Origin of the sequence: Streptosporangium sp. 'caverna', from assembly GCF_003203775.1 — a bacterium.
Classification (GTDB): Bacteria; Actinomycetota; Actinomycetes; order Streptosporangiales; family Streptosporangiaceae; genus Streptosporangium; species Streptosporangium subroseum.
Window position 1 is genome coordinate 11,010,484 of sequence record NZ_CP029711.1, and the last position, 13,909, is coordinate 11,024,392.

Annotated in this window: 12 protein-coding genes and 2 tRNA genes; 10 read left to right on the forward strand and 4 right to left on the reverse strand. The window is 66.0% G+C overall.

Translation table 11 applies throughout. The annotated features are described in order from the left end of the window. Positions 1-291 precede the first annotated feature (291 nt). On the forward strand, positions 292-837 hold the full coding sequence (locus DKM19_RS47700; protein ID WP_110706504.1) for a SigE family RNA polymerase sigma factor: 546 nt from the start codon (positions 292-294) through the stop codon (positions 835-837). A gap of 44 nt (positions 838-881) precedes the next feature. Next, positions 882-2,468, forward strand: coding sequence for a fatty acid--CoA ligase (locus DKM19_RS47705; RefSeq protein ID WP_369987593.1), 1,587 nt, complete (start codon positions 882-884; stop codon positions 2,466-2,468). A gap of 268 nt (positions 2,469-2,736) precedes the next feature. Here DKM19_RS47705 and DKM19_RS47710 read toward each other — a convergent pair whose 3' ends face one another. Then, entirely contained in the window at positions 2,737-3,273 is a 537-nt protein-coding gene (locus DKM19_RS47710) for a MarR family winged helix-turn-helix transcriptional regulator (protein ID WP_239513987.1), read from the reverse strand. 101 nt (positions 3,274-3,374) lie between these two features. On the opposite strand from DKM19_RS47710, the gene DKM19_RS47715 reads away from it, so the two are divergent. Together DKM19_RS47715 and DKM19_RS47720 are read left to right on the forward strand one after the other, a co-directional pair. Further along, the gene (locus DKM19_RS47715; protein WP_179282469.1) at positions 3,375-3,935 is read left to right on the forward strand and encodes a YceI family protein; all 561 of its coding nucleotides are present in this window, start codon (positions 3,375-3,377) and stop codon (positions 3,933-3,935) included. A 268-nt stretch (positions 3,936-4,203) separates the two neighbouring features. Further along, a tRNA-Ser gene (locus DKM19_RS47720) sits at positions 4,204-4,292 on the forward strand. Between the two features lie 226 nt (positions 4,293-4,518). On the opposite strand, the gene DKM19_RS47725 is transcribed toward DKM19_RS47720, so the two are convergent. Continuing rightward, positions 4,519-5,622: a serine hydrolase gene (locus DKM19_RS47725; protein ID WP_110705160.1), complete on the reverse strand. Its 1,104-nt coding sequence runs from the start codon at positions 5,620-5,622 to the stop codon at positions 4,519-4,521. Between the two features lie 498 nt (positions 5,623-6,120). Between DKM19_RS47725 and DKM19_RS50380 the strand changes: the two genes are divergently transcribed. From DKM19_RS50380 to DKM19_RS47760, 6 genes are all read left to right on the forward strand, one after another. Next, a tRNA-OTHER gene (locus DKM19_RS50380) sits at positions 6,121-6,222 on the forward strand. 848 nt (positions 6,223-7,070) lie between these two features. Next, positions 7,071-7,946: a hypothetical protein gene (locus DKM19_RS47740; protein WP_110705162.1), complete on the forward strand. Its 876-nt coding sequence runs from the start codon at positions 7,071-7,073 to the stop codon at positions 7,944-7,946. 573 nt (positions 7,947-8,519) lie between these two features. Then, positions 8,520-9,092 carry an RNA polymerase sigma factor gene (locus DKM19_RS47745; RefSeq protein WP_239513988.1) on the forward strand — a complete coding sequence of 191 codons (573 nt, stop codon included), beginning with the start codon at positions 8,520-8,522 and terminating at the stop codon, positions 9,090-9,092. Positions 9,093-9,112: 20 nt separating this feature from the next. Beyond that, positions 9,113-9,736 (forward strand): hypothetical protein, encoded by a 624-nt coding sequence (locus tag DKM19_RS47750; RefSeq protein WP_110705163.1) that lies wholly within the window; start codon positions 9,113-9,115, stop codon positions 9,734-9,736. A 202-nt stretch (positions 9,737-9,938) separates the two neighbouring features. Beyond that, positions 9,939-10,664, forward strand: a complete 726-nt coding sequence (locus DKM19_RS47755; protein ID WP_239513989.1) for a helix-turn-helix transcriptional regulator — start codon at positions 9,939-9,941, stop codon at positions 10,662-10,664. A 78-nt stretch (positions 10,665-10,742) separates the two neighbouring features. Next, the gene (locus DKM19_RS47760) at positions 10,743-11,270 is read left to right on the forward strand and encodes a hypothetical protein (protein ID WP_204358562.1); all 528 of its coding nucleotides are present in this window, start codon (positions 10,743-10,745) and stop codon (positions 11,268-11,270) included. Between the two features lie 304 nt (positions 11,271-11,574). Here the strand turns inward: DKM19_RS47760 and DKM19_RS47765 are convergent, their stop codons facing one another. Both DKM19_RS47765 and DKM19_RS47770 read right to left on the reverse strand, forming a co-directional pair. Continuing rightward, the gene (locus DKM19_RS47765) at positions 11,575-12,816 is read right to left on the reverse strand and encodes a serine hydrolase (protein WP_110705165.1); all 1,242 of its coding nucleotides are present in this window, start codon (positions 12,814-12,816) and stop codon (positions 11,575-11,577) included. A 451-nt stretch (positions 12,817-13,267) separates the two neighbouring features. After that, positions 13,268-13,675: a hypothetical protein gene (locus tag DKM19_RS47770; protein ID WP_110700390.1), complete on the reverse strand. Its 408-nt coding sequence runs from the start codon at positions 13,673-13,675 to the stop codon at positions 13,268-13,270. Between the last annotated feature and the right edge of the window lie 234 nt (positions 13,676-13,909).

Here is a 13,909-nt window from a genome sequence, read left to right on the forward strand (position 1 = left end):
CGGCGAGGTGTTTCAGTCAGCGTCACATGCTTCGCGCAGTCCCGCTGTTCGCTCCACCAATAAATACGGCAGGTGTCCGACCATGTACTAGAGTTCCCCCCCTTCGTAGAAGGCATTGCACCCATAAACTGTCAAAGCCGCGCCTAGCGTCTCTTGAGTGTCTCACCGCTCAACAATGCCGATCTTTGCCGTTGCCGGGATAAAATATGGATTTCGGTTCAGCCGCACTATGGGCTCCGGCTGCGATTCTGGCCAAACGAGGCACACCCTGAGCGCGGGCTGGTGATCGTGTTGACCGGCGGGACCGAAGAGGAGTTCCGCGAGTATGTCGTTGCTCGCGGGTCTGCGCTTCTCCATGCCGCCTACCAACTCACCGGGCACCCCAACGATGCCGAGGACCTGCTCCAGGCGGCGCTGGTCAAGACCTACCTCGCCTGGGACCGTATCGAGGACCGCGGGGCCCTGGACTGCTACGTGCGGCGGGCGATGGTCAACATCAACATCTCCTGGTGGCGCCGGCGCAAGCTGGAGGAGTATCCCTCGGAGAACCTCCCGGAGCCGGTGCTCGGCGGCGGACAGGGCTATCTGCCCGAACAGATGGTCACCGGTGATCACGGCCGGCTGCCCGAGCAGGTGGAGGAGGCACTCGACCGGCTGCCCACCCGGATGCGGGCCGCGGTCGTGCTGCGCTACTACGAGGACATGACCGAGCCGGAGATCGCCAAGGCCCTGGGCATCAGCGTGGGAACGGTCAAGAGCACGGTCTCCCGGGCGATGGCCAAGCTCCGCGGCGACCTCACCGTCCCGGAGCAGCGGCAGTTGGAGCCGCAGACCTAGCGCTTGCCCGGTAATCGAGTCAAACTCGATTGATGCGGAGCACGATGGGTGATTTCCCCCTCACAATCACTTCGATCATGCGGCACGTCACAGAACTCTTCCCCGATCGCGAGGTTGTCACCTACACCGGAGACGGATTCACGCGGCAGTCGTACGGAGAGCTGGTACGGGACGCCGCCCGCCTGGCGAACGCCCTGCGCGGGCTGGGGGTCACCGGTGACCAGCGGGTCGCCACGTTCATGTGGAACAACACCGCTCACCTGGCCGCCTATCTCGCCGTGCCGAGCATGGGCGCGGTGCTGCACACGCTCAACATCCGGCTCTATCCCGAGCAGTTGACATACATCGCCAACCACGCGGAGGACGACGTCCTGCTCGTGGACGCCACGCTGATCCCGCTTCTCGCGCCGATCCTGCCCCAGCTCAAAACGGTCCGGCACGTGATAGTCGTCGGGGAGGGTTCGATCGACGGGCCGCAGGTCCACGACTATCGGACGCTGCTCGACGCCGCGGAGGACTCCTTCGACTGGCCGGAGCTTGACGAGAGCTCGGCCGCGGCCATGTGTTACACCAGCGGTACCACCGGCGGCCCCAAGGGCGTCGTCTACAGCCACCGCTCGGCCTACCTGCACTCCATGTCGGTCTGTACGGCCAACGCCATGGGCCTGTCCGCCAGGGACCGGGTCCTGCCGATCGTGCCGATGTTCCACGCCAACGCCTGGGGCCTGCCGTACGCCTCCCTGATGGCCGGGGCGTCGCTGGTCATGCCGGACAGGTTCCTCCAAGCCGAACATCTGGTACGGATCATCGCCGAGGAGCGCCCGACCGTGTCGGGGGCGGTCCCGACGCTCTGGAACGACATCCTCCGATACGCCCGGACGCATCCCACCGAGCTGGGCTCGCTGCGGCTGGTGGCCTGCGGCGGCTCGGCGGTCCCCGCGTCGCTGATACAGGCGCTGCAGGAGGAGTTCGGCGTGCGGATCGCGCACGCCTGGGGGATGACGGAGACCTCGCCGCTGGCCACCGTCGCCCCGCTGGAGGACCCCTGGGACCTGCGGGTCACCCAGGGGCGGCTGCTGGCCGGGGTCGAGGGACGCATCGTGGGCGACGGCGACACGGTGCTGCCCGCCGACGGCGAGGGGGTGGGTGAGCTGGAGGTCCGCGGCCCGTGGGTCACCTCGGAGTACTACCTCGACCCCGACTCCGACCGGTTCCACGACGGCTGGCTGCGTACCGGCGACGTGGGCCGGCTGGACGCCGGATACGTGACGCTGACCGACCGGGCCAAGGACGTCATCAAGTCGGGTGGCGAGTGGATCTCCTCCGTGGAGCTGGAGAACCTCCTGATGGCCCATCCGGCGGTCGTCGAGGCGGCGGTGATCGGCGTGCCCGACGAGCGCTGGGGGGAGCGGCCGCTCGCGTGCGTGGTCCTGGACGGCGCGGTCCTGGACGGTGTGGCCTCGGCCTCGGAGCTGAGGGAGTTCCTCGAGGACAAGATGGCGCGGTGGCAGCTGCCGGATCAGTGGGCGTTCGTGGAGGAGGTCCCGAAGACCTCCGTGGGCAAGTTCGCCAAAAGGACACTGCGCGCGATGGCCGCGGAGGGGGAGCTCTCCGTCATCTGGACGAGATGAGATCCACCGGCGTGAGCGTCACTCGTCCACACGGGTAAGCCTCATTCGTCCACAGACGTGAGCATTACTCGTCCACAGGCGTGAGTGTCACTCGTTCGCCGGGGTGAGCGTCACTCGTCCGCACGGGTAAGCGTCACTCGTTCGCCGGGGCGAGCATTGCTCCTCCACATGGGTAAGCGACACCTGTCCATACGGGCAGGCATCACTCGTCCACAGGCGTGGGCATCATTCGTCCACCGGGGTGAGCATCCGTCCACCGGGGTGAGCATCACTCGGACGGAGTGAGATCCGCCGATATGCGCTCTTCCGCCTCGTGGTCGCACGGTGTGCGCTGGGACGGGAATTCGGCGCCCGCCGTGGCGCAGGGCCGTACGGCGTCGCGAACGACCCTGAGGGTGTCCAGGAAGACATCGAGCTGCTCGGGGGAGAGCAGGCCGGTGAACCACTTCTCGATGTCGTGAAGGTGCTGCGGGACCACGGCACCGAGCCGGTCGGTGCCGAGCTCGGTGATGACCGCGTAGGAGGCCCGGCGGTCGGTGGGGCATGCCTGTCTTGTGACGAGCCCCTCACGTTCCAGCCGATCGACGACCCTGGTCATCCCACTGGTCGACAGGTTCGTCTGTGCGGCCAGGTCGCTCATGCGCAGGCGATTTTCCGGCGAGCGTGCCAGCCGGATCAGCGTCTCGAAGTCGATGTCTGAAAGCCCCACCGCGAGGAAAGACTGGTGCGTCTTCGCTGAGATGCCGGTGTAGACCTCGGCGAGGAGGCCCATGGCCGTCAGGCGCGAGTCATCAAAGGGGATCACGTTCACACTCTATCCCACAGTAGTTGACGTGAGGAATATTCCTCGTGTAGAAATCTGTTGTCGCAACCATCATCGCAGCAAGCATCTCTTCGGGAGTAGACATGACCACTCGGACTTGGGAAAACCTCCAGCTCCCCACCCCCGGCACCTTCACCTTCGACGTGGCCCACACCAGGATCGGTTTTGTCGCCAAGCACATGATGGTGAGCAAGGTCCGCGGTCACTTCGACGAGTTCACCGGCACCGTCACGGTCGCCGAGAACCCCCTCGAGTCCTCCGCCGAGCTCACGATCAAGGCCGCGAGCATCAACACCAGCTCTCCCGACCGTGACGGCCACCTGCGCAGCGACGACTTCCTCTCCGTCGACAAGTTCCCGGAGATCACCTTCCGCAGCACCAGCGTCGCGGGCCACTCCGGCGACGAGTTCGTTCTCGTGGGCGACCTCACCGTCCGTGACGTCACCAAGCAGGTCGAGCTCACCGTCGAGTACGGCGGCGCCGGCACCAACCCGTGGGGCCAGGAGCTCTGGGGTTTCTCCCTCACGACCGAGATCGACCGCGAGGCGTTCGGTCTGACCTGGAACCAGGCGCTGGAGACCGGCGGCGTCCTGGTCTCGAAGAAGATCAAGATCGAGGTCGAGGGCGAAGCCAACCGCGCCTAAGCTCCATGATCTGTACGGGCTCCTTCCTCGTCCGCGAGAAGGAGCCCTCGTTGTGCTCGCGTGTTGAGATTTAGTGTCTCGAATAGTAGGAATCCCCAGGGTTACCATCAGGCCTAGCTGGGAATTCCTTGCTCTGTCCACAGATGTGGAGCAAGTTATCCACCATCTGTGGATAACTTGGCGGCGATCGCCGTTCGCGACGCGAAGGCAAACCACTTTGCCGCCTCGCCGTAAGGCCGGTACGCTGTGCTGAGCCGCACGGCAACCAGGAGGCTTCGCCTAGTCAGGTCTATGGCGCCGCACTGCTAATGCGGTTTGGCAGCAATGCCATCGGGAGTTCAAATCTCCCAGCCTCCGCAGTTCAGAGGCCCTCTCCCAGAATCTGGGAGAGGGCCTTTTTGATGGGCACGCGGCCCGGTGGTCCGAGCTTGAGGCCGGTCCTACCGCTCTGTGACGAGGCGTCCCCGGATGAGGCCGGTGGCCTCGTCGAAGAACAGGTGCTCGGTTCGAGCTCTGCATGATGTACGCGCGACCGTACGGAGTCCACCCTCAAGGTGTACGGGTCCACGGTGCACGGCTCTGTCTACTGAGCCGGCGCGGCCTCCGGGGCCAATTCGGCGTGGAACACCTCGTTGACGAGCTTCTCCAACACCTTTTGGAACTCCCCCGCCATGGACATCGCGACGTCGTCCACATAGGTCAGCGAGGCGGTCAGGGTCTTACCACCGTCGGGCGTGCTGTACATGAGCGCCGCGGAGCCGTCGAGGCCGCCGTTGTGGTGGAAGATGGCGCCGCCGTCCTGCACGAACACTCCCAGGCCGTAACCGATCTTCGGGTCCGGGGTGCGCATCTCGGCCAGCAGCGGGGCCGGCAGGAGCTTGCCGCCCATCAGCGCGGAGAAGAACGTGCGGAGATCCTCGGTGGTCGAGATCATGTCGCCGCCGGCGGAGATCCAGGAGGGGTTCTGCCGGGTGACGTCGACCGTCTTCTGCTCGCCGTCCTCCTCGTACCGGTAGTAGGTGTGGGCGTGCGGCTCGGGGATCTCCGTGCTGGTGCCCGGCGCCACGGTGTTCGACATCCCGAGCGGTCCCAGGATCAGCCGCTGCAGCTCCTCGGCGAACGAGCGCCCGGTGACCTTCTCGACCAGCAGCCTGGCCAGCACGTAATTGGTGTTGGAATAGCTCCAGTCCGTCCCCGGCTCGAACCGCGCCGGCTTGGACAACGCCAGCTCCACGAGCTCCTGCGGCCGGTAGGTGCGGAACCGGTTGTCCACCCATTCCTGGCCCGACCAGACGATCCCCGGCACGAACGTCACGCCGTCGTCGTAGTCGCCGGTGTGGTTGAACACCCCGCTGGTGTGCTGCAGCAGCATCCGCACCGTGATGCGCCGGTCCAGGCCGAACTCGGGCAGGTAGTCGGCCGCCGGGCTGTCCAGCCCGATCGTGCCCTCGGCCACCAGCTGCAGCACCAGGGTCGCGACGAAGGTCTTGGTGGAGCTGCCGATCCGGAAGTGCCCGTTGGTCGGCGGCTTGGCGGTCCCGCCCAGCTCGGCCGCCCCGGCGCTGCCGATCCACTCGCCCCGCTCGTCGTGCACGCGCAGCTGCACCCCGACGAAACCGGCATCGACGATCTCCTCGATGGCCTTCTGCAGCTCCGGGCGACCCTGCGGGGTGTTGAACTTCTGCATCGTGCTCTCCTGTGCTCGCTGTTTCTTATAGTGGAAACGCTACGTTGCATTCCAATTATATGCAATAAGAACGTTGCGAGGAATCGACATATGCCCAGGTAGGAGCGATAAAATCATTGCGATGGCTTGTAGGCTAATGCAACGATCATCTCCTTGGTCGTTGCAATGAATTGAGAGTGAACGCTATGGTGGAGGCCTTCGAGGAGCACGAAGGAGATCGCGATGCCGGGAGGCAGGCTCACCCAGCAGGATCGCCGGCAGACCGCGCTGGGACTGGCCGACGGCTCACCCGAGCGGAGATCGCCAGAGGTCTTGACCACCCCACCTCCGCGACCACGCGTGAGGTGATGTGCAACGGCGGCCCCACCGCCCAACAAGCCAAGCGGACCAAGGTCAGGCGGGGTGAGCAGGCAGACGGAGGGTGTGCGTCCGCGCAGGTGAGGAACAGGTTCGGGTTGCGGTTCGCTGCCATCCCATGCCGTTCCAGACGGACCGGTAGGGGGCGTTGGTCCATGTTGAACCGATCGGGACGGGCAGGATCGGATCTGCTGATGCGGTTTGGCAGCAATGCCATCGGGAGTTCAAATCTCCCAGCCTCCGCAGGTCAGAGGCCCTCTCCCAGATCTTCCGTTCTAGTGGTCGTCGCAACACCCCAGCTGAGGGGATGCGATGGACTTCGAGATCCGGAAGAACCGGGAACGGTCTCAGGGACGCAAGAGGCTTACTCAAGAGCGGGCGGCATACTTGCGGCTCATGCGGCAGGGCGTGAGCAATAAACCAGACCGACACCAGCGCCAGGCCGTACCCGTCGTGAACATCAGAAGCGATCTCCAGGGCGGCCGGCTCATCGCGTAGACGCCGCGCCGCGCTCACCGGCGTGATCACTGCGGTCTTCCTGATGATCGGAACCTCATTCACGCTCATCAGGCCGTCACCTCACCGGTGCCCGCACAGCCGAGGCACCCGAGCAGGACCGGTCTTACAACCTGACCGTCAATGCGATATTCGACACCTGCACGGCCCCGGCGGATCCACCACCGGCTACGCCCGCAACGGGCTCCGCGATCTTTGTTCGCCGGTTCGCACTCGGAAGTCATGAATCAAGAGTCATCACCCGCACTTACGGTGCCCATCCCGAGATGGAATCCCTGCCCCGGATAGCCGGTATCCCTTGACGGGATAACCCACAGTGGCAAGCGTTGTATATCCGGTAGCCGAGGAGCCGCAGGGGGTGCGCCATATGCCCGCAGAAGCGACTGAACCGGCCGTTATCCCGTCGGAGCTATGGCAACGCTAGGTCTCCGTAGTGGTGGCAGGAATAGTCGCTAAGACCGCCGGAAGTATCGGCGCCAAGCCGTACGGTGCGACTCACTTGCTGGGCAGGCGGACCGTAGTGCCCCTCTGACATGCCTTGACTGGAACTCGGAAAGATCGACATAGTCGGGTGAATGGAACCTGAGGAGTTGGTCTTCGGCGGTGACGACCCTGGTCACGAGCCGGGGATCGGCCCCTGGGCAGCGGCGCATACCAAGCTGCTGGCCGTCTGCGCCGCGGTGCTGGTGGCCCTCGGCCTGGCCGGGGCCGGCGGCTGGTATCTCTACGAGCGGTCCTGGCTACCCCAGCCCCCGCCGGATGTCGCGCTGTCCCCGTCCCTCGAATTCGCGGTGACCATGTGCGGATGCGACGGTCTGACCGCGGCGACCGTTGAGCAACGGCAGGAGGCCGAGGCCATGCTCCGGGCGTTGCCCGAGGTGACCTCGGTTGAGGTGCGAAGCGGCCGAGAGCTGGACGACCAGTGGCGGAGAGGGTACGCCCGAATCGGGGACACCAGGCAAGCAGAGAGTTCGAGCCTGTCCGGCGACGTCCTACAGGGCATGCTCCGTCGCGCCGAGGATTTCCCCGCCGTGGCCGAGAAGATGAGATCGATGCCGAGGGTCTACACCGTGTGGCGGCCGGGGGTTAGCTTCTGGGCCGGTAGGGCTGAGGCCCAGATCTCTCTGTGTAGGAACGACTCCTCCCAGAACGTGTCCGAGTGTCAGAAAACCCAGCGCGCGGGAGCGACGGGGATGGTCACCGAGAAGGAGAAGGCCGCGATCGTCGCTCGGCTGCGGGACCTGCCCGGAGTAGAGACGATTTACTTCCAAGACCCCGGCCATTACCTGAAACTCGCGAAGCTCTCCGATCCAAAATCCGAGATGGATGAGACCTATCCGGGTTCCTTCTACGTCAAGTTCTCCGACCCGGCTCTCGCCCGCACGATCGCCCCCGCCATCGGACCAATGCCCGGCGTTCTGACGGTGCGGCCGGTCATGCCGGAGGAATGACGGATGGGGACATGGAGAGCTTTGCTGAATTATTCTTATAGGTATCAAGGGGCGCCGGCGCTGCGCGCCGTTGCCCGGCCCTGAGCCTGCGGCGCACGCCGGGCATGCGGCCTGGGGGCCGGTCCCGACGCGCGAGCAGGACTCCGGGCCGTCACCGTACGCGCGCTACGCCGTACCCACACCCTTCGCCGACCTTGGGTCGCGCCGCCGCCCAGATGCAGCCCTACGATCGCCACATCGTGGCTGGTGTCTGTTGTAGTCGGGGGCGATCGAAGATCCAGGGTTCGTTCCTCACCCTGGCTCACCGGGGAACGTGGTGGACGACCGCTCTTGCGTCGGCTGCCTCCGGTTCTCATTTACGGTGACGCAGGCTTTCCCCTTGGCTGTGTTTCATAACCGCACCGTGTTGTCTTCGGCGCCGGCCAGCCAGGTGCCATCGGAGGAGGCCCTCTTTCGCAGGCTCAGGTTTATAACCTGTCAGCTTGGCCTGCTTATGTCAGCCCATGTAACGCTTCGTCTGGCTTCTTTCAAGTAGAGGTGTAGCTCGGGAGGACAACGAAGGGAACACGGCCGGTGCGCCTCAGACGAACGGGGTCGGTGGAGATCTCCACCGACCCCGCGGCTTTCGAAGCCTTCTACCAGCGCCACATAGAAGCCGTCACGCGATTCCTGGCCCGCAGGGTCGATGACCCCCACACCGTCGCCGATCTGGTCGCCGAGGTCTTCATCGCGGTGCTCGACTCGGCGCATACCTATCGCCCCGACCTGGGCAGTGAGATCGGCTGGCTGTACGGCGTCGCACGCAACACGCTCTCCGCCGAACGGCAGCGAGCCGCACGCGAGCTCCGGCTGGCTGGACGGATCAGCGGACGCAGACTCCTCGACGCCGACGACCTGTCACGCCTTGAGGAACGCCTGGACGCGGAGAGGCCCGCCCGGCGGGCGCTCGCCGCCATGGCCATGCTGCCCGAGAGCGAGCGGGCCGTCCTGGAGCTGGTCGTCGTCGACCAGCTCACTGTAGGAGAAGCGGCCGTCGCGCTCGGGATCAGGCAGGGGACCGCCAGGGTCCGCCTGCACCGTGCCCGTCAATCATTACGCCACGCTCCCGGCGTGGTCCCTCCCGCCGTCATGGAAGGACTCCGATGAACTTCGAAGAGAGACTGTTAATGGAACTCAAAACCGAGATGGCCGAGCGGGCGGCACGGGAGCCTGCCCGCAGGCCACGAGGGATCGTGACCCGTACGCGCCTTGTCACGACGGCAGCCGTGGCGGCGGTCGCCGTCGCGGTTCCGCTTGTGCTGGGCGGGGGAACGGCCGCATACGCGGTCACGAAGAACCCTGACGGCACGCTGATCGTGACGATCAACGAGCTGCAGGATCCCGAAGGCTTGCAGGCCGCGCTGAACGCCCAGGGCATTGAGGCCGACGTCACCTACAGCCCACGAGACAAGCAGTGCGCGCCTGGCCGGTTCACCAGCGCGGACTATGCCTACGGCTCGCCCAACCCCAAGGACATGACCGCGGAGCAACGTAAGGAGTTCAACCGGCCGGAGCACTGGCGGTCCAGGGACGTCACCCGCCCCATCGCCAAGGACACGTTCAGGATCTCCCCGAACTTCATGAGGCCCGGAGAGACCCTGGTGCTGGAGTTCAGGCTCGGTAACGATCCGCGGGTTGGCTGGAGCCTGGGGACCTGGCTGGCCAAGGCGGGCAGTTCCGTGCTGCCCTGCACGCTCGTGGACGAGGGAGGGTCCGACAAGGAGCACGCCAAGGAGATGGCGGGAGGCTGACAGTGAGGCTTCTGCGGGGCGGCCATGGCCTTCGGTTCCCAGTCGCAGTTCCAGTTGCAGTTCAGCGCCGCGTCATGCCGTTCCAGATCCTCTGAGGACGGGTCGGCGGTAGAGGGGATGAGTCAGCGAATCGCACCGGTCAGAATCTGCCAGTCGGGTCTGCGTAAGGTGTGAGGGGTGGCGCGGCCGGCGAAGGAGACGTGTGGACGAGAGCGTGTCGTTGGCCCAGCTCGCTCATCGACTGGAAGAGGTGGTCGGTGAGCTACGCGGAATCCCTGTCGACGTCGAGCGGCTGGAGGACAGCGAGCTCGTCCGGCAGCAGATCGCGCAGGCTACCCACTCGGCGAGCGAGTTGCGCGCCATGCATCCGGTGGGCTCGCCGGAGAAGGGCCGCCAGGAGCAGAAGAGCAGGCGCAGTGTGCTCGACGCCCTGCGGCGCGGCATGGCGATGCGCACGATCGTTCACGCGAGCGTGCTAGACGACCCTCGTAAGGCGGCCCGGGTCAGGGAGCTGCATGCCGTCGGTAACTTACACCGGGTCGTCGCCGAGCCGATCCAGCAGCTGCTCGTCTTCGATCGCGCAGTGGCGTTCGTCCGGATCACTCCTGTCGCCTACTCGCCGGGCGCCCTGGTGATCAGGCAGCAGAGTCTGATCACTACCCTCATCGACCTGTTCGAGCAGACCTGGGCCAGGGCCAGGGAGGTTACTGAGCCGACGCACCGGCTGACCCCGCGCGAGCGCGAGGTGCTCGGTCTGATCGCCGAAGGGCGCTCCAACAGCGCTGTCGCCCGAGCGCTGTCGATCACGGAGGCGGCCGTCGGTAAGCACGTGGCCAGCGTGTTCGTCAAGCTCGAGCTACCCGCGACTCAGGACGACAACCGGCGGGTGCTGGCGGTGCTCGCCTATTTGCGCGGCGCGGCGAGGTAGTGCCAGGCCGACCTCGTCCTAGCCCTAGCTCCCATGCAGACGGAGTCCGGCGCGGATTTCAATGAGGTCATGCAACGAATGACTGGATTACTGGTTGGTGCGATTTTCGGCGCGGTCTTCGTCGTCGTCAACGCGCAGAGCCCGTTGAACGCCGTGACCGTGAATTTCCTGCGGGTGGCCGCCTGTCTAGGGGCGGCGAGTGTTATCGCCATGTGGTTCGCCGCAGCCCGGAAGGAGCAGTCCACCACGGGTCCGCAGCGGAACATGTTCGGCCGTGGCTACTTGGTTGTCGTCGCCGCCGAGGTGATCCTGCTCTTCGGTGGAATCCGGGTGCTCGCCGCCCTGGAACGTCCTGAGCAGACCAACGTGGCCTGGGTGGCGTTCGTGGTCGGGGTGCACTTCATCGCGTTGGCGCCCGTCTGGAAGGACTGGGGTATCGCCGTACCCGGTGGGGTTCTCACCCTGCTCGGCGCCGCCGGTCTCGTGCTGGCGTCGACGGCTGTCGTCGCCTGGGTGCCGTTCGTCAGCGGTGTGCTGTCCGGGGTGGTGCTCCTGGCCGGCACTGCCACTTTCGGCTGGCGTGCTATGACAGTTCGGACGGCCTAGCCAGGCCGCGGCCGTGTTGCCCAGGTTGAAGGCGGCGATTGATGTTGCCGGTGGAGATGGGGGTGGGAACTCTGGTTGCAGCAAGGGCCGAGGTAGCGAAGAGGCTGCGCGGATGCCGAGAGACCAAGGGCGGGAGGCGCAGGTCGTTCTTCCAGTGGGAATTCCACCTTTCACCTCCGGCCCTTGGCCCGCTCCCCTGACGGGCGGGACGACGGCGACGGGAAAATCCGGCCGGGAAGCGCCTGCGGGAGCGCGCAACTCATGATCCAGAATAGTCAACGGCGGCCCGAAAGGGGGTTTGGTGTCAGTTGTCGATCGCCTGGTAGAGCGTGGTCCAGAAATCGTGGATGACCCGCGCCGAATCCGGAGTGGACATCCCGACCTGGGTGATCAGGATTCCGGTGAGCCGGTTGACCGGGTCGGCATAGGTCGAGGTGCCGCTTCCGCCGTCCCAGCCGAACTGGCCAACAGGCGCGTAGTCGCCGCGATAGGTGCGCACCGCCATCCCGAAGCCCCAGCCGCCGTGCTGACCCTGACCGTATGACAGATGGACGACGCTACGGGCCCAGGCCTCCCGGGCGGCCTGCTGCTCGGGCGTCAGACGGTTGGTGGTCATCAACTCGACGGCGGCCCGCGACAGGATCCGCTGAGTCCCGTGCATCCCGCCGTTCAGCAGCATCCGGAAGTAGGCGTGATAGTCATCGACGGTCGAGTCCAGCCCGCCGCCACCTGACGGAAACGCCGGAGGCGTGCTGTGGTGTCCCCCCTCGACCTCGTCGGCCACGTTGAACTCCCCGGTCTGCGGATCGGGGGCATACAGGGGCGGAAACCGATCGATCTTGTCGGCGGGCACATGGAAACCGGTGTCGGTCATGCCCAGCGGGCCGAAGATGCGCTCGCGCAAGAACGCCTCGAACGACTGGCCGGTGACCCGGGCCACCAGCACGCCGAGCACGTCGTCGCCGAGGTTGTACAGCCAGCGCTCTCCGGGCTGGTACATCAGCGGAAGCGTGCCCAGGCGGCGCATCCACTCATCCGGCTCCGACCCCGGCAGCAGCCATCCGTCTTCTTGGCCGTAGACCCCTTGTGCGAAGAGCGCGCCCATCATCGGCGAGGTCATCGCGGTGGTGTCCAGTCCGAGCCCGAAGGTGGAGGTCAGCAGGTCTCGCACGGTGATCGGCCGTCGCGCCGGCACGGTGTCTTCCAGCGGGCCGTCGGGCCGCTTGAGCACCTGGCGGTCGGCGAGTTCGGGCAGCCACCGATCCACCGGGTCATCCAGCCGCAGCCGGCACTCATCCAATAGGACCATCGTCGCGGCCGCCGCGACCGGCTTGGTGGTCGAGGCCATCCGGAAGATGGTGTCGCGGCGCATCGGCGCGCCGCCGTCATGGCGCATCGTGCCGAGCGCTTCGACGTGTGTGTGGTCGCCTCGGCCGACCAGGGCGACGAGCCCGGGAATCTTCTTGGACTCCACATGCCGTGTCAGCACGTCGCGCAGTCTGAGCAGCCCCTTTTCGGAGAAGCCGTCGTTGCTTTTTTCCATCATGAATCTCCTTGCTTAGAGTGTTCGATCTTGCGAGACCCGTCCCGGCCTGGCGCTCATGACTTCGATGAGCGACGCACGGGGGTCGGCGATGAGCTCGGCGTGGCCCGGTTCGCAGCCCCGAGGGCGCAATCGCTGAACCGTTCATGGCATCCACCATCGCCAGCCGCTCTGGTACCGGGCCGTCGCCGTCCTGACGTAGTAGCCGGCCGGGCATGACCCCGTGGCCGCGTAGTGCGGACAGCCGATGAATCGGTGCTCGGCCCCGGGCAAGATGAGCAGCTCGACGTCCTCATCGGCGGTGATGAGCCGGGTCGACCAGCCCGGCCAGGGTGAGCGAGCCGACTTGGCCGCCCCGGCGGGGCTCGGCCCTTCCCTGACCAGCCACGCCCCCGTGACACGGGGGCCGGAGAGGACCCCGTGACAAGCGGTGGCTGCGCAGACCGACCTTCCGTCAAGCGGCGTCGAGGGCCTCGGTGATCTTTCGGGTCATGTCCGCCACGGTGGGGCTGGGCTGGCCCTGGTGGGTGCGGGCGGCTGCTTCGACGGCGACGATGACGGTGCGGCGGAAGTTGTCGGCCTCTGCCGGATCCTGGCCCTTGAGCAGGCTCATGGCCGCCGTCAGGTCCGGCAGCACCTGGTCGGCGATCGCGGCGACGGACTTGCTGTCCAGCTTCATGTCCTTGGGATACTCGGCGAGCACGTGCCCGACCAGCCCGGTGGCCGAAGCCAGGGCGATGGAGCCGTCGGTGGCGGCCTTGTGGGGCTTGCCGGAGGCATCGGCGGCGGCCATCAGCGTGACGGCGCCGTAGGCGGCGGTCCGCAAGGTGAGCTTGTCCTGATCGGTAAGGGCGACGGACATGGTGGTGTGCTCCTTCGAATCTGTTCTGACGTTCAATCGAACGGTCGGATGGTGAAACGCGGTCCCGGTGGTGCCCGGGTATCCGGATTGCTCAGGTCGGGGCACCCGGGGAGATCGCACCCAGCCTTGAGGCCGCAATCGCTGAACCGTTCTTGGCATCCACCATCGCCGACCGCTCTGACCCTGGGTTGTTGCCGTGCTGACGCGGCCGCTGACAGCACCGACATGGCGCTG